At 43.0% G+C, this 21,916-nt stretch carries 17 protein-coding genes and 1 tRNA gene; 11 read left to right on the plus strand and 7 right to left on the minus strand.

Annotated elements, in window-relative coordinates:
• Window positions 1–755: 755 nt before the first annotated feature.
• From OCV73_RS10175 to OCV73_RS10185, 3 genes are all read left to right on the plus strand, one after another.
• The gene (locus OCV73_RS10175; RefSeq protein WP_167551253.1) at window positions 756–923 is read left to right on the plus strand and encodes a hypothetical protein; all 168 of its coding nucleotides are present in this window, start codon (window positions 756–758) and stop codon (window positions 921–923) included.
• A gap of 170 nt (window positions 924–1,093) precedes the next feature.
• Window positions 1,094–4,402 carry a chitobiase/beta-hexosaminidase C-terminal domain-containing protein gene (locus OCV73_RS10180; protein WP_147551878.1) on the plus strand — a complete coding sequence of 1,103 codons (3,309 nt, stop codon included), beginning with the start codon at window positions 1,094–1,096 and terminating at the stop codon, window positions 4,400–4,402.
• A 202-nt stretch (window positions 4,403–4,604) separates the two neighbouring features.
• The gene (locus OCV73_RS10185) at window positions 4,605–6,143 is read left to right on the plus strand and encodes a leucine-rich repeat domain-containing protein (RefSeq protein WP_147551880.1); all 1,539 of its coding nucleotides are present in this window, start codon (window positions 4,605–4,607) and stop codon (window positions 6,141–6,143) included.
• Between the two features lie 87 nt (window positions 6,144–6,230).
• On the opposite strand, the gene OCV73_RS10190 is transcribed toward OCV73_RS10185, so the two are convergent.
• Window positions 6,231–6,512 carry a hypothetical protein gene (locus tag OCV73_RS10190; protein ID WP_147551882.1) on the minus strand — a complete coding sequence of 94 codons (282 nt, stop codon included), beginning with the start codon at window positions 6,510–6,512 and terminating at the stop codon, window positions 6,231–6,233.
• A 721-nt stretch (window positions 6,513–7,233) separates the two neighbouring features.
• Between OCV73_RS10190 and OCV73_RS10195 the strand changes: the two genes are divergently transcribed.
• Together OCV73_RS10195 and OCV73_RS10200 are read left to right on the plus strand one after the other, a co-directional pair.
• Complete coding sequence (locus OCV73_RS10195) at window positions 7,234–7,446, plus strand: hypothetical protein (RefSeq protein WP_147551884.1); 213 nt, start codon at window positions 7,234–7,236, stop codon at window positions 7,444–7,446.
• Window positions 7,439–8,032, plus strand: coding sequence for a zeta toxin family protein (locus OCV73_RS10200; protein WP_147551885.1), 594 nt, complete (start codon window positions 7,439–7,441; stop codon window positions 8,030–8,032). The genes OCV73_RS10195 and OCV73_RS10200 overlap by 8 nt, the downstream gene beginning before the upstream one ends.
• A gap of 178 nt (window positions 8,033–8,210) precedes the next feature.
• On the opposite strand, the gene OCV73_RS10205 is transcribed toward OCV73_RS10200, so the two are convergent.
• A tRNA-Arg gene (locus OCV73_RS10205) sits at window positions 8,211–8,284 on the minus strand.
• Between the two features lie 98 nt (window positions 8,285–8,382).
• On the minus strand, window positions 8,383–10,704 hold the full coding sequence (gene tamL / locus OCV73_RS10210) for a translocation and assembly module lipoprotein TamL (RefSeq protein WP_147551887.1): 2,322 nt from the start codon (window positions 10,702–10,704) through the stop codon (window positions 8,383–8,385).
• A gap of 483 nt (window positions 10,705–11,187) precedes the next feature.
• On the opposite strand from tamL, the gene ilvD reads away from it, so the two are divergent.
• From ilvD to ilvC, 5 genes are read left to right on the plus strand one after another with little or no spacing between them, the layout of a single operon-like run.
• The gene (gene ilvD, locus OCV73_RS10215; RefSeq protein WP_147551889.1) at window positions 11,188–13,014 is read left to right on the plus strand and encodes a dihydroxy-acid dehydratase; all 1,827 of its coding nucleotides are present in this window, start codon (window positions 11,188–11,190) and stop codon (window positions 13,012–13,014) included.
• A 35-nt stretch (window positions 13,015–13,049) separates the two neighbouring features.
• On the plus strand, window positions 13,050–14,759 hold the full coding sequence (gene ilvB / locus OCV73_RS10220) for a biosynthetic-type acetolactate synthase large subunit (RefSeq protein ID WP_147551891.1): 1,710 nt from the start codon (window positions 13,050–13,052) through the stop codon (window positions 14,757–14,759).
• Window positions 14,760–14,761: 2 nt separating this feature from the next.
• Window positions 14,762–15,304: an acetolactate synthase small subunit gene (gene ilvN / locus OCV73_RS10225; protein ID WP_147551893.1), complete on the plus strand. Its 543-nt coding sequence runs from the start codon at window positions 14,762–14,764 to the stop codon at window positions 15,302–15,304.
• Window positions 15,305–15,306: 2 nt separating this feature from the next.
• Window positions 15,307–16,056, plus strand: a complete 750-nt coding sequence (locus OCV73_RS10230; protein WP_147551895.1) for an acyl-[acyl-carrier-protein] thioesterase — start codon at window positions 15,307–15,309, stop codon at window positions 16,054–16,056.
• 40 nt (window positions 16,057–16,096) lie between these two features.
• The gene (gene ilvC, locus OCV73_RS10235; RefSeq protein WP_147551896.1) at window positions 16,097–17,143 is read left to right on the plus strand and encodes a ketol-acid reductoisomerase; all 1,047 of its coding nucleotides are present in this window, start codon (window positions 16,097–16,099) and stop codon (window positions 17,141–17,143) included.
• 75 nt (window positions 17,144–17,218) lie between these two features.
• On the opposite strand, the gene OCV73_RS10240 is transcribed toward ilvC, so the two are convergent.
• The 4 genes from OCV73_RS10240 to dacB form a co-directional block, all read right to left on the minus strand.
• Entirely contained in the window at window positions 17,219–18,097 is an 879-nt protein-coding gene (locus tag OCV73_RS10240; protein WP_147551898.1) for a Cbp1 family collagen-binding glycoprotein adhesin, read from the minus strand.
• Window positions 18,098–18,109: 12 nt separating this feature from the next.
• The gene (gene rsmI, locus OCV73_RS10245) at window positions 18,110–18,835 is read right to left on the minus strand and encodes a 16S rRNA (cytidine(1402)-2'-O)-methyltransferase (RefSeq protein ID WP_147551900.1); all 726 of its coding nucleotides are present in this window, start codon (window positions 18,833–18,835) and stop codon (window positions 18,110–18,112) included.
• A gap of 19 nt (window positions 18,836–18,854) precedes the next feature.
• Window positions 18,855–19,553 (minus strand): hypothetical protein, encoded by a 699-nt coding sequence (locus OCV73_RS10250; protein WP_147551902.1) that lies wholly within the window; start codon window positions 19,551–19,553, stop codon window positions 18,855–18,857.
• A 90-nt stretch (window positions 19,554–19,643) separates the two neighbouring features.
• The gene (dacB, locus tag OCV73_RS10255; RefSeq protein ID WP_147551903.1) at window positions 19,644–21,098 is read right to left on the minus strand and encodes a D-alanyl-D-alanine carboxypeptidase/D-alanyl-D-alanine endopeptidase; all 1,455 of its coding nucleotides are present in this window, start codon (window positions 21,096–21,098) and stop codon (window positions 19,644–19,646) included.
• A 155-nt stretch (window positions 21,099–21,253) separates the two neighbouring features.
• Here dacB and OCV73_RS10260 point away from each other — a divergent pair, with 155 nt between their 5' ends.
• Complete coding sequence (locus tag OCV73_RS10260; RefSeq protein ID WP_147551905.1) at window positions 21,254–21,865, plus strand: thymidine kinase; 612 nt, start codon at window positions 21,254–21,256, stop codon at window positions 21,863–21,865.
• Window positions 21,866–21,916 lie beyond the last annotated feature (51 nt).

The raw sequence follows: 21,916 nt of genomic DNA on the forward strand, positions 1-21,916 counted from the left end.
ATGCCAGTCAGATATAATCAGTTATATTCCTAAGAAAATATATACCCTTTATTCATTAAGAATCCAAATAATACTATTGTTTTTCCTCTAACTCACGTATGGCGGCGTCTGTAAATGTTTTATATATGGCATATTCCAGCCCCGGCCTGATATCCCGGGGAGCTATCCGGCTTCTTATTCTGTTTTGTTCTAATACATGGCATTATTGTATCAGCTATGCTTTTATTTTTACTGGAATAGCTGGTAAGTAGTCGTGTGTAATATTATGGTTTTCTTTAACAATTTATCAAATTAATGGTATCGAAGATAAATTCAAATATTATCTGAATTTAATCAAAGTAATGAAACAAAGCATGATTATACGTTTGATATTTCGGTGGATAAATATTAAATATTAAGTTATATCCGGTTACTCCCCAAGTTGTAATTATTTATGTAGATGCATTTGCTGAAATTCCTGATATATAAGAAATATAGCTATTGAAGAATAACAGTGATTCTGTAGTTCTTTAATAAAACTTTTTTTAACGGGCCTTAGATCCTTATTATTACATATATAAGAAAAAAATCAGGATAATAAACTTATGTATCTATCCTATTGTTTGTATATATATGTTTTGCTTTTTTGAAATTAAATAGTAATAAATATTAAAAAATTATTGCATGTTAAATAACATTGTTTTTTTTCACCGTTTTTGTTGTGAAATAACTAAATTTGTGCCTTAATAATATATACTTTACTAAATAGAATAGCTATGGAAAAAAAGATGTATGAAAAACCTCTGGTTGAGATTATAGAAATTTCGCTGGAAAAGAGAATTGCTGTTGGCGGTGATTATGAGATAGGAGAGGGTGAAGACATGGAAAATCCGGACGGTATAGGTTCGGTACAGCAGAGAGATCCATATAGGGATATGTATTGATTAATGATTGTTGCGCTTTGGCCCTGTATTTCTGCAGCCGGTTATTTTCAATAGGGATTTTTTATTCGGTGTTCAGGGCTTCTTGTTTGCGACTCGTTTATGGGCCGGTTGATTTTTGATTCTTTTATGCGATAAGAATCCGATATGTTTATAACGAAATATAATCTATTATGAAAAAAACTACGCTGAGATTATTCTTGATAGTCATGTGTGCTTTATTGGGCGTAAACACTTCTTATGGGGTGCCCTTAACACAAGAATTGACTTTTGATGTTTGGAAAAACAATGGTACCACTGCTATTTCTTCTTATGATAAAACTGATCCTAAGGAATATACGATAGGAGGACAAACCTGGACTTTTTTCTATTGTATGACCAAACAAGGAACTACAGATTTGCAAATGTATACAAATAAGAGCGGAACGGGAGGATATGTAATTTCTCCTGTTTTTACTTCAAGCGGAGGTATGATGGTTACTTTGAATTGGTCTTCTGGTACAAATTCAATGGATGTTACGACTATAGTTAATGGAACGGAAAAGAGCACTGTGACTTTAACCCCATCAACACCTTCTGTAACTATTACTGAACCAGAATGTGCCGTAAAAATTAAAAATGCTACAAGTAGTGCCGGGTATCTTAGAAGTGTGGTTTTTACACCTGTGTTTTCAGGACCGGAAATTAAATTGAGTTCTCAATCTCTTGCATTTGCCACTGCTTATCAAACAATGAGTTCGGAACAATCAATTGATGTGAATGCTTCAAAATTGACATCGGATATTAATTTGGTTGTTGAAGGAGCCGATGCCGATCAGTTCGAGCTACAGAATGCCGCTGGGAATGTTATAACTTCTTTAGTCCAAAATGCCGGAGAGGTTAATGAAACGATTAAAGTTGTTTATAAAAGAACTAAAGCGGGAACTCATTCGGCAAAACTTAAACTTTCAGCGACCGATGCAACTGATGTTTATGTGGATTTGACGGGTGAAAGCACGGTTCCGGTTTCTTTGATGTCCGTAACAGAGTTTACTTTACCGTTTACTTTGGCTACCGCCGGATTCCAGCCGATAGGAGTTACCGTAAAATGTGAGGTGCTACCTGCAAATCTTACGCTGGCAGTTGCTGCTTCGGATAATGCAGCCGGAGAATTTCAATTGGGAGCAAACGAGATTGCAAAAGAAACGGCTTTGGCAGCAAGCGGATGTGAAATTCCTTTGACATTCAAGGCAACCGCTGCCGGAGTTTATAATACGACTGTAACTTTGTCTGTTTCTTACGATGGAAATACGGTCACATTGCTGGAAATACCTGTAAAGGTAACCGTGTCCGATCAGATATCCCAGGTATCGGAAGTTCTGTTCTCTGTTGATGGAGGCGTCTATAATGCAGTACAGACTGTTGCCTTATCTTGTGCCATGCCTGCGACCATTTATTATACCCTTGATGCAAGTGATCCGTTTACATCAAGTACGGCATTGGTTTATTCGGATGCCATTACAGTCGATAAAACAATGACGATTAAAGCCGGAGCTAAAATAGATGGTTTGGATAACAGTATTATTACGGAAGAGATATATCTTTTGCAGGTTCCTGCGGTTGCATCTTCCTTGGCGATGAGTCCTGCTGTAAAATTCGATGCGGTACAGACGACAACCTTGTCGGTTGAAGGATTCCCCCATGCGAAAATATATTTCGATGCGACAGATAAAACACCGTCTATAACAAATGCTTTCCTGTATGACGGAACTCCTATCGTTATAGACGGGACGACTGCCATTAAGGCGATTGCAACTATAGACGGATGGGAAAACAGCGATGTGGTACGTTTCAGCTGGACCGCTACCGACTTTAAATTACCTGTTCCAACGGCAGATGTTCCTGAGGGGACTTACAATACACCTCAATCGGTAACGTTATCTTCCTCCGTAGCGGGAGCGACTGTCAAATATGTGATAGGCAGTACCTGGAACGATGCCAGTGCGGTGGAATTTACAACTCCTATCGAGATAAATACGACCACCACGATTATTGCTAAGGCAGAAAAGAACGGATGGACAGGAAGTAACCAGTTTAAAGCGACCTATACGATAGATAATTCCATTATGAAATGGATTCCTTCCGGAAGTAAACCTGCTACCGTAGAACCAAGTCTTTATACAACTGGATTGCAGAAGACGAATTTGAGCCTTGTTAATTTTGGGAATGGAGCCACCGATTGTATAGGAGGAACGGCTGCGTCGGGCTGGTGTACTTCTCCGGATAATTTTAAAACTACTAATAGCTATTTTACGGCATCTGTCGTTCCCGAGGAGGGCTATGTTGTGACTATATCCAAGATTAATGTCGCTATGAAAAGAAATGCTAATACTAGTGCGCCCAAGAATTTCGCTATACAGTATAGTATAGGAGATGAAACGAATTATACGACTTTATATCAAAGTACGGATGGTTCGATAAGTGCGAATAGTGCTCTTTATTCCTGTGATATTGCTGCCCCTATAAAAACGGCAAAGAGTGTTTATTTCAGGATAATACCTATCGCAAGCGGCAGTGCCGGAGCGTTTTATATAACTGGCGATAACGGTGGTTTATCGTTTGAAGGAACTGTTGCTCCGATGGAAACTTCGACCGTTACGGACGCTACGACGATAGAACAGGATGTAGACGGACACCTGGTGGTTGACGGCAGTAACGGAACTCTTCCCCAGATATCGGTTCCTGTCGAAAAACAGGTGGCGGGAAAAGTGACGGTAGCCCGTAAATTCGAGAATAAGAAAAACTGGTATGCTGTATCGTTCCCGTTCGATATCGAGAGCGTGGCGGTTGTGCATACCGATGGAACCGATTTCCCTCTGACAGCCGGAACTCATTACTGGTTAAGGAGCTTTGAACCGAAGAACATTACCGAAAGTATAATATTTGGAGATGTAGCTTCCATTCAGGCTAATAAAGGATATATTATTGCCTTCCCGCAATCTTTCCCCGATGGCGGATTTACCGTTAAGTTTACTTCCGTAGCCGGTGTTACGCTGAATGCGGACGATACCGCACCTAAGTCTACGGCGACCGGCGGTATGTACGAATTTGTCGGTAATGCCGTACTTAAAGATTATGCGGTGTCAGGAGAGTCTTATAAATTGAGTGCCGATGGTACTAACTTCGTAAAGACCAGCGGTGCTGTTTATTCTCCCTATGAAGGTCTGGTATTCATACCGTCCGCTTCTGCCGCCAAGGCCCCGTTATATTTGCCGGTAGATCAGAAACCTTCGGGCTTGGACGGCCTCGCTGCCGATGAAATGACCGTAACCTGTGCTAACGGAAAAATCATGGTGACTTCTGCCGAAGATACCCGGGTAACGGTTTACCATGTAAGCGGTACTTTAGTTTCACAGATCGACGTTGCCGCCGGAACTACATATACGATCGACGTACCGGCCGGTATTTATGTTGTGAATAAGCAAAAAGTTGTGGTTTATTAAAATGGGAATTTATAATAGAATGAAGGGTGGCTGTAAAGCCACCCTTTTTTTGTATATTATTTTTCGGATGAGTTGTTTGCCGTGAGGGAATATTAATTATTGTTTGTGAAAAATGGATTTGTGTAATTAATAGATCGGATTTTGTAGTTAAATGTTATATAGAATGTTTATATTTATAAACTGAATTAAACTTATGATCGATATGAAAAGAATAATTCCACTTCTCTTTTTTTGCTTATGTGCCGGTGCTTGCGTTGCTTTACAAGCGCAGGGATATAATGCCGGAGAGTTAGCCAAGTTAAGGGCTTTCCTTTTACAGCCGTCGGAAACTGCGGGAGTGACAAATGCCGAAGCTCTGGAGATCGAGGATATGGACGACCCGTCGGCGTGGACGGGGATTACCTGGAATGAAGAAGACGATAACCGGGTAACGGATATCGAGTGGAGTATGTACGGCCTTTCCGGAAATCTGGACGTGAGCGGATTTACCGAATTGTGGTGGCTCGAATGTGCCGACAATTCCATTAATTCGTTGAAGTTTGACGGAGATGTGCAGCTCGCCTGGCTCGATTGTGAAAACAATGCATTGACTTCACTGGATGTCACGACCTTGACGGCTTTGGAAGATTTATATTGTTCCGGTAATGATTTGGAAAAAGTCGATTTGTCGGGTTGCGGAAGGCTTACTTCTTTTATTGCTCGGGAAACAGGATTAACCCGGCTGGATTTGTCCGGTTGTCCCGAATTGATAAAAGTAGATGTAACAGGAAATAAGTTAATTTCCCTGGATGCGGCGTCCAATCCTTCTCTAAAGGAGTTGTTATGCAATGAGAACCGGCTTACATCCATAACTCTGAATGGGAACGATAAATTGAATAACCTGCTTTGCAGGAATAATCAATTGACGGATCTGGAGCTTTCGGGATGTCCTAATGTGAAAGAGGTTTTTTGTGATGATAATCTTCTTACCGAATTGAATGTAAACGGTCTTTTATCTTTGGAAAGCCTGAAATGCGAAGGGAATAATTTGGTCTCTCTTGACGTGAGCGGGTGTCCGGCTCTTATGTATTTATACTGCGGGAACAATCGTTTATCGCGGCTTGAAACAGGCGGGCATGTCGTATCTGCGTCGTTGTATTGCGATCATAATTATTTGACATTAGAGACTTTGCCTCCTACCGATGGTATATTCACTTATCAGTACGCGCCTCAGAATATAATGGAATTAGGGTTTGGTGTTTTTTCGTTAAACAAAACGTTGGATTTGAGTGCCCAAATCAGGACCGGGAACCAGGGAGGCGGCCGGACTACATTCGCATGGTATTCGGGAAATAAATTATTACAGGCAGGGGAGGATTATACCGAAGATAACGGGACATTCGTTTTTACCCGTATGCAGAATGACAGTGTTTATTGTAAGATGTCCCATTCGAAATTTATTGCTTTTGAATTCAGCGACCGTCATCTTACGACCTCTTCTTTTGCTTTGCAGGTTCCGTCGGGAGTTACAGGTCCCGGAATAAGAGAAGCTATAATATATAAAGACGATATGCTGCAGATAGAGGCGGAAGATGCGGTTTCGGACGTTATAATATATGATATGCAGGGGAGGTTGCTTGCACATTGTACCCTCGAAGGAAAGATGCTGCATATACCGGTAAGAGCCGTTACTCCGGTATTATTGGTCAAGCTTATTTATTCCGGCGGTTCTGTCGTTATGAGAAAGGTGGTTACGAATTAAATAAGATCATATAAAACAGCAGGCTGTATAATTTATACAGCCTGCTGTTTTATATCAGGGTGGATTATACCTTTTAATTCGGCTTTATCATTGATTCATTTCATTTTTTACGCTTTGCGCAGCAGATTTGACGTTCGCTTTAATGGTATCGGCCTTTTTGCTCACGGCATCTTTTGTCTCTTCCCACCCTTCTTTAATATTCTCTTTTCCTTCCTCTATTTTATCAGAGGTTTTATCGACGGCTTTATTGACAGACTGTTCTGCTTTTTCCATATTTTTATTCATATGGTCCTTGGAATTCTGATTGGAGCATGAGGTGATCATTCCGGTAACGGCGATCACGCATAAAGATAAAAATAATTTTTTCATTTGTTCTGTACAGTTAATTAATAATAGCTTAACTGAGAACAGATAAAGAAGGGGGTATGTTTTGTTAAGTAGTAATAATTAGATAAATTAATATTTAATTCTTAGGAATGAACATATTTCGTATAGGGTATCCGGCTAACCGTTAATTCCCGGTGCAAGCCTGGAATAGCATGTGCGTTTAACAGGAAAATAGATCTGGAAAAAGCGATGGAGACGAACGAATTTACGGGGTAAACGATGAGGTGGAAAATATCCAGGTCATTGGTATCCGCCACTTGGAAGAAGAGTAACGACGGATACTACGCATTTCGTTTTGAGTGGGTATAAATCCGCCTCTCTGGGATTTGTCCCGATAAAATGACTTCGTTCCCTTTGTAAAGGCTCCTCTATTTCCATCGTATATTCGTGCGACTTAGTAATTTTATTTCTCCGGCAGAGTTTGTCTAATAATTTTTTTATTCAAAAGTGGTGAGGGAAGTAAAAAAGGTACTGCGTTTAGATGCTTCTTTACCGGAGAAATATTTTTCCTCTATTTATAAGAAAATGCCGGAGGTCGAGCCTTCGTTTAAACTTGATTCAATATAAATACAAAAATCCTGCTTCCTTAAAATTGAGGGCAGGACTTTTGTATTATGCTTATTAAGTGATAATTGTTTGGTTATATTATAGCGATATTATTTAGTAAAATGATTATATTTGTTCAAAATAAAGGGTATTAGATATGACTAAAAAAGAATTAAATTCATACCGATTAACGAGTTTGGAAGAACCTTCTGACGAGATGCTTTCCGCATTAATGAAAGAAGTGGCTAAGGAAGCTAAGGAAAGTACGGAAGCAGTAAATAGAAAGTTTTTTCAACAAATGCGAGAACGTATCCGTGAGCAGAAAAAGGCATGGGAAAAAGAATATAATATAAAGTTTAAAAATGCGTAAGCCTGTACTTATAGTTATTGCTGGTCCAAATGGTTCTGGAAAAACATCTGTGACGACTAAAATTCTTCATCATGAATGGATTGAAGATTGCATATATATAAATCCGGATATTATAGCTCAGGAAAAATTTGGAGATTGGAACTCTAAAGAGGCGGTTATGCAATCGGTACAATATTGCGAAACTTTACGGGAGGATTGTATTAAAGAGAAAAAAAGCCTTATTTTTGAAACTGTGTTATCTGTAAGAGATAAAGTCGATTATATTCGCAGAGCTAAAGAAGCAGGATTTTTTATCCGTCTGTTTTTTGTATGTACGAGTAACCCTACCATTAATGCGGCACGTATTGCTAATAGAGTGATGAAAGGGGGACATGATGTTCCTATTCCCAAAATCATATCCCGATATGAAAAATCTATTGCCAATTGTTGTGTAGCCTCCCAATTCGCAGACAGAACTTATGTTTATGATAATTCAGCTGATGGGGCAGAAGCAAAATTACTGTTTCGCTTGACTGACGGGGAAGTCACCAAACAATATGTAAATCAAATTCCTGAATGGGCATCACCTATTTTATATAGTGAATAAATAAAGATTTTCTGATAAAAATCCTGCTTCCTTAAAATTGGGGGCAGGACTTTTTATATTCTTATTATTTGTATCCAATGAAATATGAAGGATGGGAAAGATTAAAATAAAAAGATCCTCAAATACAAAATTTGAAGATCTTTGATTACCGGATTTATCCGTTTTACTTTTTGTTCGGTGATCGAGTTGGGATTCGAACCCAAGACCCACAGCTTAGAAGGCTGTTGCTCTATCCAGCTGAGCTACTCGACCTGACCTTTTTGCTTAAAAAGCGATGCAAAGGTAGCTATATTTACCGAATTTCCAAACTTTAACCTCCGATTTTTTATTATGATGTGGCCGGTTCTGTATCAGAACGGATAACCAACGGCAAAATGCAGGGTGGAGTTTCGCTGGAAATCTTTGAATGCATTTATCCAGTGTTTGCTGTTTTCCGCCGGATCATAGGCTCTTAATCCGAGGTCAAAGCGGAGCAGGAAGTAGTTGAAATCCAGCCGTAGCCCCAGTCCGTATCCGAGCGCTATTTCCTTGTAGAAAGTTTTTACATTGAATTGTCCGCCCGGTTGGGATTCATAATCTTTTACCGTCCAGATGTTTCCCGCATCCACAAATGCAGCTAGTTCAAATTTCCAGAACAGCTTGCTCCGGTATTCCATATTCAGGTCTAAACGTATGTCACCGCATTGGTTGATAAAATTAGATACGGAATTGCCTCCGTTGAACTTACCGGGGCCTAATGTTCTTACCGACCAGCCCCGTACACTGTTGGCTCCTCCCGAATAGTATCTTTTCTCGAAAGGCAATATGGATGCGTTTCCATAGGGATATGCCAGTCCGAAGCCGACGTGAAGGGCCAGCGAGTTGCGTGTATCGAACAGATGGGTATAGCTATAGTCGAGATCTGCTTTGGCATATTGGGAATAATTTATGCCGAATACTTCGTATTGTCCGTTTTCGTTGGGTTTTTGTGCTATCATTTTAGAGATGCCGTACAACACGTTACCAGCTATTTCTCCGGCGGCTCTTAACGTATAATAGTTTGTACGGCGTACCGAGCTGTTTATGTTGATATTTGACCGGTAGAACGTATATCCCATTCTCATGATGAAGTGGTTTTCGTAGCTATAGCGTAGTAAAGGATTTTGCGGGGCGATTTCGTCCAGAAAACCGTCTGTAGTTTTCGGCAGGTAAACATAGCTGATGTCTATGAGATCGAGGTTGTGCCGGTAAATGTTATGTGTGCTCCATTTGTATTTCCAGGCGGCTCCGGCTATGACTCGGGTATATTCGGGCCGTTGCTGGAAATTAAGGGAGGTGGAGAATTCTGTCGTCCCTTTCATTCTCCGGCGGAAATCGGTTCGGATGAATGGGAAGAGAAATTTGGGATAAGTGACACCTATTTCTCCTCCGAACTCGGTATAATGGTCGTTGATAAGTTTGCTGAGATCTCCTGACAGGCTTTCATAAGAGGCTCTTAATTTTGTTGAGAATGTTTCGGAACCATGGAATATATTTCGGTGCTGATAGGTGGCTCCTACGGCAAATCCCAGGTCGCCTTCGGAATTTGTCCCTTCCAGTTCGGCCGAAACGGTTTGAGATTTGCCTTCGGTCAGTAATATGTAACAATCCAGCTTATCTTCGGCTTCGTCTGTTTCTACCGGCTGGAATTTTATATTTACATATTTGATTATTCCCAGGCGCCCGAAAGCCGTATAGGTATTATTGAGATCGCGGTTACTGAACAATTGTCCCGGGCGCAGGAAACAGTTCTCGACCAACGTTTCCTTTCGGATATATTTTTTTTTGCCGTACAAGATGTAAAAACTTTTATATCCTATAGTATCGGTGATGTCGGCGGTTCCGTTGAGCGACGAATTTACCGGGTCGTAATTGGTTATAAAATAAATATTACGCATCCGGTATGGTTTGTGGGAGCGGTTTATCGTTCCATTCTCCGGTGTAGCCTGCAGAGCGGGCATCAAATTTAGCGTAAGGTCGACCTCTTTGGAGTTTTGTGCGGTGTCGGCCGTATAGGTTACATACTCTTTGCTGAAACCGAAATATCCTTTATTCCTTAACAATTCGAATATCCTCTGGCGTTCCTTATCCAGTATGTTCCGGTCGAATAAAATCCCCGGTTTTAACATCGATGCGGCCGAATCCCCCAGTATGATACGATATAATGTATCGTTGAGTATATTATATGAAATGCTTGTTAAATAATGCGGTTCGTGCGTCTCCACATGGTAAGTGACTTTCATCCGCTTTTTTTTCGTCAGGGTGTCGGCTGTTACATGGGCATCCATGTAACCTTTATTGGACAATGCTTTACGTATTTGTTCCTGGGATAATCTCATAAGGCTTTCGTCATATATGACCGGAGGAGTTCCGGCCCTGCGTAACCACCGGTTGTACCATTTGGTCGTGTCGTTTCCCGACATGTTATATACTCCCAGGGGAAAGCGGAATATCCATAAGGAGCGGTGATTAGGCTCCTGGCGCAAATAGGATTTCAGGTCTTCGGGTTTTACGTCTTTATTGTCGGTCTCTATTTTTACGCGGTCCAGCAAATAACTACCGGCAGGCACGTGTTTAGTGGGGCTGCATGCCGAGACAAGGAGCGCCAGTAGGAACAGTACCGATGAAAAGAAGCGGCTTTTGTGCGAATTCATACCGATAGTTTGTGCGAATAGGATTGCAAACGTACATAAATATCTACGTTTACACAAGTTATCTTGCCGAAAGTGGTATCGCCAGGTATCATTTTTTCAGGAGTAACCTTATCGCTTTTTATCCCGACTTGTTTTAAATATCTGTTAATGTGTTGGGTTTTCAAATGTTTGTCGAATAATTTGTAAGAATTATATAGTTAAATTGTAATTATTTTCAATATTTGTTCCTTTTTTCTTTCAATTTATTTGCATAATACCGGTAAAGCATTTACATTTGCAAAATCAAAAGATTTAATGACAGATAATGATTAGCTGTAACCTACATATTATTAGCCGAGTGGTGGTCATCCTATTAGTTGTCGTCCTGCGACAGTAAAATCGGAAAGGTATGTGGTTGCTTTATGTTGCCATAAGACATAGAGAATAAATATGAAAAGCCTTTCCGATATACACAGGAAAGGCTTTTTTTAAAGTTGAAAGTTTATGAAAAACGAATTGCGAAGTGCATCGAGTACGCAGGGACGCCGTATGGCGGGAGCGCGAGCTTTGTGGAGAGCTAACGGAATGAAGGCTGAACAGATGGGAAAGCCTGTCATAGCCATTGTCAATTCTTTTACCCAGTTTGTGCCGGGCCACGTACATTTGCATGAAATAGGTCAAAAGGTGAAAGCGGAGATCGAGCGTTTGGGGTGTTTTGCTGCGGAGTTCAATACAATAGCTATAGACGATGGTATAGCCATGGGGCATGACGGTATGCTTTATTCGCTGCCGTCCCGTGATCTTATCGCCGATAGCGTTGAATATATGGTGAATGCGCATAAGGCGGACGCTATGGTTTGTATCAGTAACTGCGATAAAATTACGCCGGGGATGCTTATGGCGGCGATGAGGTTGAATATTCCTGCTATTTTTATTTCGGGCGGCCCTATGGAAGCCGGATACGATGATGACAGGCCTGTTGACCTGATAGATGCCATGATAGAGTCGGCAGATGAATCGGTCAGTGATGAACAGGTCGCCCGTGTAGAGAGGTCGGCCTGTCCTACCTGCGGTTCCTGTTCCGGCATGTTCACCGCCAATTCCATGAATTGCCTTAACGAAGCCATCGGATTAGCATTGCCCGGTAACGGGACTATTGTAGCCACACATGTGAACCGTGAAAAGTTATTTATGAAAGCGGCGGAACAGATCGTCAGGAATTGTTACGCTTATTACGGAGAAGGAGATGAGAGTGTATTGCCCCGCAGCATAGCGACGCGGGAAGCGTTCCTGAATGCCATGACACTGGACATTGCAATGGGTGGTTCTACCAATACGGTTTTACATTTACTGGCTATCGCCCATGAAGCTGAAGTGAATTTTACGTTGCAAGATATCGACATGTTATCTCGTAAATCTCCGGTGTTGTGTAAGGTCGCTCCTAATTCCCATTATCATATACAGGACGTGAACCGTGCCGGAGGTATATTATCTATATTAGGCATACTGGCCCGTCAGGGTTTATTGTATACGTCGGTACGCCGTGTAGACGGTTATTCTATGGCCGAAGCCATAGAGCGCTATGTCCCGGGGGAAAACGAATATTCCGGAGAAGCAGAGATTTTATGGAAGAGTGCGCCGGGTAACCGTTTTAATTTGAAGATGGGTTCCCAGGAAAATTATTACGATACGCTGGATCTCGACAGGACGAATGGCTGTATCCGGGATTTCAGTCATGCGTATGTCCGTGACGGAGGTCTTGCCGTCCTTTATGGTAATATCGCTGAAGACGGATGTGTAGTGAAGACTGCCGGGGTAGATGAAAGCATTTTTCGCTTTACCGGTATAGCCCGGGTGTTTGAATCGCAGGAAGCTGCTTGTGAAGGTATTCTGAGGGGGAAAGTGAAAAAGCGCGATATTGTCGTTATCACTTACGAGGGCCCCAAGGGTGGTCCCGGTATGCAGGAAATGCTTTATCCTACTTCCTATATTAAATCGAAACATTTGGGGAAAGAATGTGCCTTGCTCACGGACGGACGTTTTTCGGGAGGTACATCCGGATTATCAATAGGCCATATATCGCCGGAAGCTGCTGCAGGAGGAAACATCGGTCTGGTACGGGACGGAGATATTATAAAAATAGATATTCCTGCACGTTCCATTCAGGTAATAGTGGGTAAGGAGGAGCTGGAGAAAAGAAGAGAGGAGGAAATGAGAAGAGGAAAAGATGCTTTTACACCGCATCACAGGGTCCGGACCGTATCCAAAGCTTTGCGGGCCTATGCCGCTATGGTGTCTTCGGCGAATAAAGGCGGCGTGAGAATGATATGACAATGAGTTATAATGCAATATAAAAGAAAGAATATATGAGTCAGGATAAAATACCCGGTTCCGAAATACTGATGCGTTCATTGATAGCCGAGGGGGTAGATACGATATTCGGGTATCCCGGAGGAGCCATTATGCCGGTATTCGACCGTCTTTTCGACTATAAAGATACGTTACGCCATATTCTTGTCCGCCATGAGCAGGGAGCGACACATGCGGCGCAAGGTTATGCCCGGGTATCGGGGAAGACGGGAGTGGTACTGGTTACTTCCGGGCCGGCAGCTACCAATATTATTACGGGAGTGTCGGACGCTATGATGGACAGTACCCCCCTAGTGGTCATTACCGGTCAGGTATTTTCGTCTTTGCTGGGAAGCGATGCTTTTCAAGAAACCGATGTAGTGGGTATTACCCAGCCGGTGACGAAGTGGAGTTACCAGATACGGAGTACGCAGGATATTTCCTGGGCTGTTGCCCGTGCTTTTTATATAGCGAATTCGGGACGTCCGGGGCCGGTCGTACTTGATTTTGCGAAAGATGCACAAACGGGGACGGCAGAATATAAATATGAAAAATGTAATTATATACGGAGTTATAATCCGTACCCAAAGGTGAATATTGATGAAATTGCCCGGGCCGCTAAACTTATAAATGAAGCTGAGAAACCATTGATCTTGGCGGGACAAGGTGTGCTGCTGGGAAATGCGGAGGAAGAACTGGTCCGTTTCGCCGAAAAGGGGGGAATACCTGTTGCTGCTACATTGCTGGGGCTGTCTTGTATGCCGTATAATCATCCTTTGTATAAAGGGATGTTGGGAATGCACGGTAATATAGGACCTAATATCAAGACGAACGAGTGTGATGTGCTTATAGCGGTGGGTATGCGTTTCGACGATCGCGTGACAGGAGATTTGAATACATATGCTAAGCAGGCAAAAATCATACATCTCGATATAGATCCCTCGGAGTTTGATAAGAATGTGAAAACCGATGTACCGGTCTTGGGGAACGCGAAAGAAACTTTATCTGTTTTGTATGAAAAAATAAAGCCGAACGACCATACCCGTTGGCTGGAATCTTTTTCTGCCTGTGAGAAGACCGAGGAGGAAAAGGTTATAAAGATAGAAGCTTATCCCGAAGAAGGTCTTATGAAAATGGGAGAAGTGGCCCGTAAAGTATCGGAGGCTACCGGGAATGCAGCGGTATTGGTCACCGACGTGGGACAAAACCAGATGCTTTCGTCCCGGTATTTTAAATTTACTCTGCCTCGCAGCCTGGTAACTTCCGGAGGATTAGGGACGATGGGATTCGGTCTTCCGGCTGCCATAGGAGCCAAGCTGGGAGCTCCCGGACGTACAGTCTGCCTGTTCTTGGGTGACGGTGGATTGCAAATGACGATAGAGGAGCTGGGAGTTATTATGCAGTATGGTATTGATGTGAAAATCATTTTATTGAATAATAATTTCCTGGGAATGGTACGGCAATGGCAACAACTCTTTTTCGGTGAACGTTATTCAGAGACTCCTATGCTCAATCCTGATTTCATAACTATTGCTTCGGCATACGGAATAGCCGGCGAGAATGTGGAAACCCGGGAAGAACTGGACGGGGCGATTGAAAGGATGCTGGCTCATGAAGGAGCTTATATGCTGAACGTACAGATAGAGCCGGGCGGTATGGTATTTCCGATGACGCCTGCCGGTTCTTGTGTGACGAATATCATGTTGAACTCGACCGAAAAATATTGAATATGGAAACAACATTATATACTGTAACCGTTTATTCCGAGAATCAGGTGGGTTTGCTGAACCAGATATCCATTATTTTTACCCGTCGGCGTCTTAATATAGAAAGCCTGTCGGTATCGGCTTCCGCCATACAAGGGGTACATAAGTTCACTATTACGACATACAGCGACCGCGAGACTATGGAGAAACTGGTCAAGCAGATAGAGAAACGTATCGATGTCTTGCGGGCGTTCTTTTACACCGACGACGAGATCGTTTACCAGGAGATTGCTTTATATAAAGTCCCGACCGATAAGTTGCTGGATGACCGCAATATCGAGGATCTGGTACGCAAATTTAACGCGCGTATACTGGAAGTAAACCGTATTTATACCGTTATAGAGAAATCGGGCCATCCTGAAGAGACTCAGGAGTTGTTCGAAGAACTCAGCAAATACGATGTCATGCAGTTTGTACGTTCGGGCCGGGTGGCTATAACGAAGTCTACAGTAGAACATGTAAGTTTGTTCCTTCAGGAACAGGAAGATCGTAAAAATGAACTTTGATTATGAATAAAGAACCTTTGAAAGTTGCATCGGCAACATTCCGGCTGGAGCCTCCGGAAAGCAACGGGCAGCAGGAACTTCCGCTGACGTTATTGGTAAAGCGCATGTTGACGTGTGCTACGGATCATGCGGAAAGCTGGAATGTAGGATATAGTACGCTGATTAGAGATAACCGGGTGTGGGTGCTTTCCCGCCTGGCGGTGGAGATGACTTCTTATCCCCGTATCAATGAAGAATATACTGTACAGACATGGATAGAAGGATATAACAAACATTTTTCGGCCCGTAACTTTTGTTTCCTCAATCAGGCTGGAGAAGTATGCGGATACGCCCGGACCATTTGGGTGGTTATGGATCTGGCTACCCGGGAATCAGTAGATATAAGCCGGTTCGAGTATATCGAGAGAAATGTGATCGATAAAGAATGTCCTATGGAAAAGCAGTCCCGTGTACGTCCGCTGCCCGATAACGACGGTGTTTTATATCGTGTTAAATATGGCGATATAGACCTGAACAGGCATATGAACAGCGTAAAATATATCGAGCATCTGCTGGACTTGTTTCCTTTGTCTCGGTATGATGAATATCTTATTCATCGTTTCGAAATAAGTTATGTGAACGAGGCGCGGTACGATATCGACCTTACCTTGCTGAAACAGGAAACCGCAGAAAACGATTTTGCACTTGAAATGAAGCATGACGGGAATAGTCTGTGCCGGGGACGTATTGTTTTTTCTCCCCGTAAATTATGAATGATGAACCAATTACAAAACTTTATAAAATAAAAACAAAATGGCTGTTATGAATTTTGGCGGAGTTGACGAGAATGTAGTTACCCGCGAGGAATTTCCTTTGGAGAAAGCAAGAGAAGTATTGAAGAATGAAACTATAGCCGTAATAGGTTATGGAGTACAGGGTCCCGGTCAAAGCCTGAACTTGCGAGATAATGGATTTAATGTTATCGTAGGACAGCGTAAGGGTTCTAAAACCTGGGATAAAGCTGTGGCCGACGGTTGGGTTCCCGGAGAGACGTTGTTTGAAATAGAAGAAGCTGTAGAACGGGGTACGATTATAGAATATCTTCTTTCCGATGCTGCCCAGATAGAAGTGTGGCCTACTGTCAAGAAACATCTGACTGCCGGGAAGACTCTTTATTTCTCTCACGGGTTCGCTATTACTTATAAAGACCGTACAGGGATCGTTCCCCCCGCCGATATAGATGTTGTGCTTGTTGCTCCTAAAGGTTCGGGAACGAGCTTGCGCCGTATGTTCCTTCAAGGCAGAGGTTTGAATTCCAGTTATGCTATCTTCCAGGATGCGTCCGGAAAGGCGAAAGAAAAAGTCATAGCCCTGGGAATAGGGGTAGGTTCGGGTTATTTGTTCGAAACTACCTTTAAACGTGAGGTATATTCCGACCTGACCGGAGAACGGGGCACGTTAATGGGAGCTATTCAGGGGATATTTGCTGCACAATACGAGACATTGCGGGCTAACGGGCATACGCCGTCAGAAGCTTTCAATGAAACGGTCGAAGAGCTTACGCAGTCCCTTATGCCCCTTATTGCCGAGAATGGTATGGACTGGATGTATGCCAATTGTTCGACGACAGCTCAGCGGGGAGCTTTGGACTGGTGGAAGAAATTCAGGGATGCAACGAAACCTGTGTTTGAAGAATTGTATGATGAGGTGGCTAAGGGTAATGAAGCCCAGCGTTCTATCGATACGAACAGTAAACCCGGATATCGTGACGGACTTAACCAGGAATTGAAAGACCTCCGCGAGAGTGAAATGTGGCAGGCCGGTATGGTAGTCCGCAAATTGCGTCCTGAAAATAATTGATGGATTAATACCTTGTTATATAAAAACGGCAGCTTAATCAGTTAAGCTGCCGTTTTATAATTGAACGCAATATCTTTAATCTACTTCGATAACCAGGTAACGACCCAGACTCCAGAAATTTTCGGGTTGGGTAATTACAAACGTCAACATACCGTCGCTACCTTTTACGAATTCGTACGTACCGTCGGGATGATTGGTCAGAACTTTTGCTTTCTTAGCCTCTAAAGGTATTTCTTTAAGTTTGCGTAAGTCACTTTTCGTGAAATAGGCTTTATTGAAATCACCATCCATTATTTTTTTACTGCTGAACAAGCCGCCGCCTTTTACTATTTTTTCATCTTTCAGCTCTTTGTTGGTTCCGAATACGTAAAATACCATGTTCAAGGCTTTGTCTTGCGATTCCAGTACTTCTTGCTGCTGGGTATTTACAGATGTAAGGTTTTCCACTTTTCCGGAAAGCTGTCCTACAGCTTCATCCAGTTCGGTGATACGTACGTCTTTTTTTGCCAGTTCTTCCTGCAAAGAAACAATCATTGCAGTTTTAGTGTCGATCTCAGCAGTAAGGCGTTCTACTGTTTTTTTCAATTCCGAAGACTGATAACGGCTGTTTGAAAGCTGTTTTTGCAAAGCTTCCAGTTTCTCTTTGTTCTTCAACAATGTTTCGGTTACCAGAGACATGTCGTTTTTTAGTTTTTCCCGGGTAGAAAGATTAACCTCTCCGGTCGCATTCTTTTGGGAAACGAGATAATTTTCGGCTTCTTTGATCTGACGGAACCCGTCTTCTACTTCGTTCATTAATTGCAGCATGTCGTTGAATTCTGCTTTTGTCTGTTCGTTCAGTTGCATAAGAGAGTCGTTTTCATGCTGTAATTTTGCTGTTTCAGCCGAACGGTTGGTACAGGAAAATGTAAATAAGGATGCCGCGATACATGCGGCGGCGATAATCTTTTTCATAATCATCTGCTTTTAGAATTCTGAAACTTCATTATTTTGGGAATACTTTTTCTTTTGTTTTTCTTTTTCCGGAGCTCCCGCTATCACTATAACAATTTCGCCTCTTGGTTCGTTCTCGGAAAAATGAGAGACGAGTTCGTCCAGTGTACCTCTTACCGTCTCTTCATGTATTTTCGATATTTCACGGCTTACCGAGGCATCCCTGTCTCCCCCGAATGCTCCGGCCAGTTGAATAAGTGTTTTCGTTAGCCTGAAAGGAGACTCGTATAATATCATCGTGCGTGTTTCTTCAGCCAGTCGGGCAAGCCGGGTAGCCCGGCCTTTTTTCTGTGGAAGAAAACCTTCGAAACAAAATTTTTCGTTCGGTAGTCCCGATGCTACTAGAGCCGGTACGAAAGCCGTTGCTCCTGGCAGGCACTCGACCGGTATTCCCTCTCTCCGGCATTCGCGTACGAGCAGGAAGCCCGGGTCGGAGATCGCAGGCGTACCGGCATCGGAAATAAGAGCTATAGTCTCCCCGGCCTTCAGTCTTTCTACCAGGCCGGCTACCGTATCGTGTTCGTTAAATTTATGGTGAGACTGCATGCGGGTATGGATGTCGAAATGCTTCATCAGTATGCCGCTTGTACGGGTATCTTCCGCTAATACGCAGTCGGCTTCCTTTAATACGCGTATGGCGCGTAAGGTCATGTCTTCCAGATTTCCCACCGGTGTGGGTACCACATATAATTTTGCCATATAGGTGTGGTTACGGGGTTTATAAAAAGTGTTTCTCTACAATGTTCATGAAATCCGTAACGGCTTCGTTCTCATTGTCCCAGTCGTTGCAACAGGCCGAGAGATAATTGGCGGCTTCTTCGAATGACTCCATGTTGTTCAGGGCGTCCAGCGTTTCTCCCATGAAAGTGTCATTGTTCCCGAAAAGTTCTTTACGAAACCGGAACCGGTCGTTCAGGCTGATGGCTTTTCTCATGTCTTTTGCTTTACGGCGCTGTAAAACCTCTTCGAGAGTTATGTTACTGTTATCTTGTGGTGTTTGTTCGGTAAATGAAACGGGTGTCGATATTCGTGTTCCGGCTGTTGTCTCTTGTGGAATAAGCTCAGGTTCCTCTGCTATTTTATTTAAAGTAATTTCTTTTTCAATGGTTTCCGGCTGAGGCGCTTCGTGGGATGATGGAATTGACGGAATGCCCGTATCTATGGTTTCCGTTGCAGTATCGTCAGTTCCCTCCATGTCATATACGAGTTCTTCTTCGTCTTCGAATTCGTCCAGACGTTGCCAGAAACGGCTGTCGCGTAGTTTCCAAATCGATTGTGTGATGCATGCCGCTTTTTCGTCGGCCAGCCGGTATAGGACATCGGGAGTATTCTCTCCCTGCCCGTCTATAACCAACAGCAGATCTTTCAGTTCTCCCAGATGCCTGAGAATATTATCGATACGTTTATCATTAGCCATCTTTCAACAAGATAAAAATTAATACAAAAATAACGATAAAATAATGGATATGTCTATCGAATACTTTATTTATTTTAAGTTACGTCTGTTTTATTTGTCCGGGAACAGGTTTAAAAGAAACTTTTCAATATTTTTTTTCAAGTCGGCCCGGGAACCGTTAAAGTTATTTATCAGTATGGCGATTGCATATTGATTCTTTTTATCGGTGTAATAACCTGCATAACAATGGACGCGCGCCATAGAACCGCTTTTAAGGCGTAATTTCCCGGCCAGTTTGGTTCCGGAGAGCAGGGTGCGGACTGTTCCTTCTTTTGCCGCGAGAGGCAATGACGGAACGAATATTCCGGAGATACTGGCATCTCTGGCTGTTTGCATTAGTACATCACAAATGAAACGTGCCGAAAATTTGTTGGCGGCGGATAAGCCGCTTCCGTCATACATGATGAGGGAGCAGGTGTCTATACCATTTCTGTGCCAGAAAGAACGAATGACATCGGTTCCGTTATCTGTTGCCGCTTTTCCGGTTTGTTCAAGTCCGAGGCGTTTCAGCAGGCATTCTGCATACATATTGTCGCTTCTTACATTCATGCTGTGGATGATATATCCCAGAGAGTCGGAAGCAAATTCCAGTAATGTATTTCCGGTGGGAGAAGGGAGCGGATATTGGTTTTCGCGTAAATACCGGAATGTGACAGGGAGCTGTGTGATGTATATTCCGGCACTGTCCAAAGCTTCCGAAAGTGTTTGAGCCAGATAAAGGGCGGGATCGGGGATGGAACAAGATAGTTTGTAGGACTCTTTACGGGCGGGAATAGTTCCAGAGAGATCCCGGTGCAGGGAATAAGGTGCGCCATAGATACGTATTTCTCCTTTTCCGGCTATACTTTGTAAACGGTTGGAATAGCTCATGCCGGGTATATCGGGCCGGCTGCTGGCGATCTGCGGAGTTGTACCCGGCTCTCCGGAACGTAACGTTAGTGTATAGTTATTATCGGCGTAATTAAGCGATGATATTCCGCATCCGTAATCCCAGGCCAGGTCCTCCACCATCCATTTGGGAGAAACGGCTTCGTCCCCGAATAACGAATCATCGGCAATGATCCGTCCCTCGATTCTGCATATTCCGGCTCGCTTTACAGCTTCCAGCGTATTGTCCAGAAATAAACCGGGTCGTTGCAAGGAATACCGGGAGCCCAAGGTAGGATCTCCGCTTCCCCGGATAATGAGATCGCCGTGCAAAACCCCTTTCGCATCTATTTTTCCCGTATAGTAAACAGGCGTGTGGAAACGGAAAGAAGGACCGAGCAACTTTATGGCAGTCGCGGATGTTACCAGTTTCATGACAGAAGCAGGAGTGATCCCTTGTCTGTCGTTATAATGAGAGAGGACTTTACCGTTTTTTACGTCCATGACGCATATTCCTACCGTTGCGGAACGCAGAGATTCATTTTCTGCAAAATCTTCGGCTTTGTTTGCGTACGATTTTTCCCATGCTCCTGCTATTACCAGGGCCAGTATCATCATAATCCATCTTGAGTTCATCATCCGGTATTCATTTCATTACTTAAACAAATATAATCTATTTACCCGATATATACCAACCGTTTGTGAAATTATCTTTCTAAATTATCGTTGTAATGTTTTCGGGAAATAAAAAACTGTATGTACATTTGTTGAGTAAATGAAATGACTTGAAAAACATGATTATTGCAGAAAATAATTACGAGACGAGCAAGAGGGGAAGTATCGAAGTAATATGCGGCTCGATGTTCTCAGGAAAGACAGAGGAGCTGATACGCCGCTTAAAAAGAGCAAAAATAGCCCGTCAGCAGGTGGAAATATTTAAACCTGCCATAGACGTGCGTTATTCCGAAGAAGAAATCGTATCTCACGACAGTAATTCCATACGCTCAACGCCTGTCGATAATTCGGGGAGCATATTATTGCTCGCTGCGGGAGTGGATGTCGTAGGAATAGATGAGGCACAGTTCTTTGACGAAGGGATCGTGAACGTATGCAGTGAACTGGCAAATCAGGGAACGCGGGTCATTGTGGCCGGGCTCGATATGGACTTTAAACGTGTTCCTTTCGGACCGATGCCGAGCTTGCTCTCCATCGCCGACGATGTGACGAAGGTACATGCGATATGTGTGAAATGCGGTCATCTGGCAAATTATTCTTATCGTCTTGTCGACAATGACAAACGGGTGTTGCTGGGTGAAAAAAATGAGTACCAGCCTTTATGCCGCCGTTGCTATTTGCAGCAGCTGGGAGATAAAGAACCGGTTGCCGTACCGGGGAAAGAATCGTAGTAACCTGTTTTGCCGGGGGAGAATTGTCGTTTCATATTAAAATATAATTCG

Origin of the sequence: Barnesiella propionica (assembly GCF_025567045.1) — a bacterium.
GTDB classification, from domain to species: domain Bacteria; phylum Bacteroidota; class Bacteroidia; order Bacteroidales; family Barnesiellaceae; genus Barnesiella_B; species Barnesiella_B propionica.

Bases quoted from the DNA above. Each gene is read 5' to 3' on its own strand.
- OCV73_RS10195 (WP_147551884.1), top strand. From the start codon at position 7,234: ATGACTAAAAAAGAATTAAATTCATACCGATTAACGAGTTTGGAAGAA.
- OCV73_RS10200 (WP_147551885.1), top strand. From the start codon at position 7,439: ATGCGTAAGCCTGTACTTATAGTTATTGCTGGTCCAAATGGTTCTGGA.
- ilvB (WP_147551891.1), top strand. From the start codon at position 13,050: ATGAGTCAGGATAAAATACCCGGTTCCGAAATACTGATGCGTTCATTG.
- ilvD (WP_147551889.1), top strand. From the start codon at position 11,188: ATGAAAAACGAATTGCGAAGTGCATCGAGTACGCAGGGACGCCGTATG.
- OCV73_RS10175 (WP_167551253.1), top strand. From the start codon at position 756: ATGGAAAAAAAGATGTATGAAAAACCTCTGGTTGAGATTATAGAAATT.
- dacB (WP_147551903.1), bottom strand. From the start codon at position 21,098: ATGATGAACTCAAGATGGATTATGATGATACTGGCCCTGGTAATAGCA.
- tamL (WP_147551887.1), bottom strand. From the start codon at position 10,704: ATGAATTCGCACAAAAGCCGCTTCTTTTCATCGGTACTGTTCCTACTG.
- OCV73_RS10185 (WP_147551880.1), top strand. From the start codon at position 4,605: ATGAAAAGAATAATTCCACTTCTCTTTTTTTGCTTATGTGCCGGTGCT.
- OCV73_RS10230 (WP_147551895.1), top strand. From the start codon at position 15,307: ATGAATAAAGAACCTTTGAAAGTTGCATCGGCAACATTCCGGCTGGAG.
- OCV73_RS10250 (WP_147551902.1), bottom strand. From the start codon at position 19,553: ATGGCTAATGATAAACGTATCGATAATATTCTCAGGCATCTGGGAGAA.
- OCV73_RS10260 (WP_147551905.1), top strand. From the start codon at position 21,254: ATGATTATTGCAGAAAATAATTACGAGACGAGCAAGAGGGGAAGTATC.
- OCV73_RS10180 (WP_147551878.1), top strand. From the start codon at position 1,094: ATGAAAAAAACTACGCTGAGATTATTCTTGATAGTCATGTGTGCTTTA.
- ilvN (WP_147551893.1), top strand. From the start codon at position 14,762: ATGGAAACAACATTATATACTGTAACCGTTTATTCCGAGAATCAGGTG.
- ilvC (WP_147551896.1), top strand. From the start codon at position 16,097: ATGGCTGTTATGAATTTTGGCGGAGTTGACGAGAATGTAGTTACCCGC.
- OCV73_RS10240 (WP_147551898.1), bottom strand. From the start codon at position 18,097: ATGAAAAAGATTATCGCCGCCGCATGTATCGCGGCATCCTTATTTACA.
- OCV73_RS10190 (WP_147551882.1), bottom strand. From the start codon at position 6,512: ATGAAAAAATTATTTTTATCTTTATGCGTGATCGCCGTTACCGGAATG.
- rsmI (WP_147551900.1), bottom strand. From the start codon at position 18,835: ATGGCAAAATTATATGTGGTACCCACACCGGTGGGAAATCTGGAAGAC.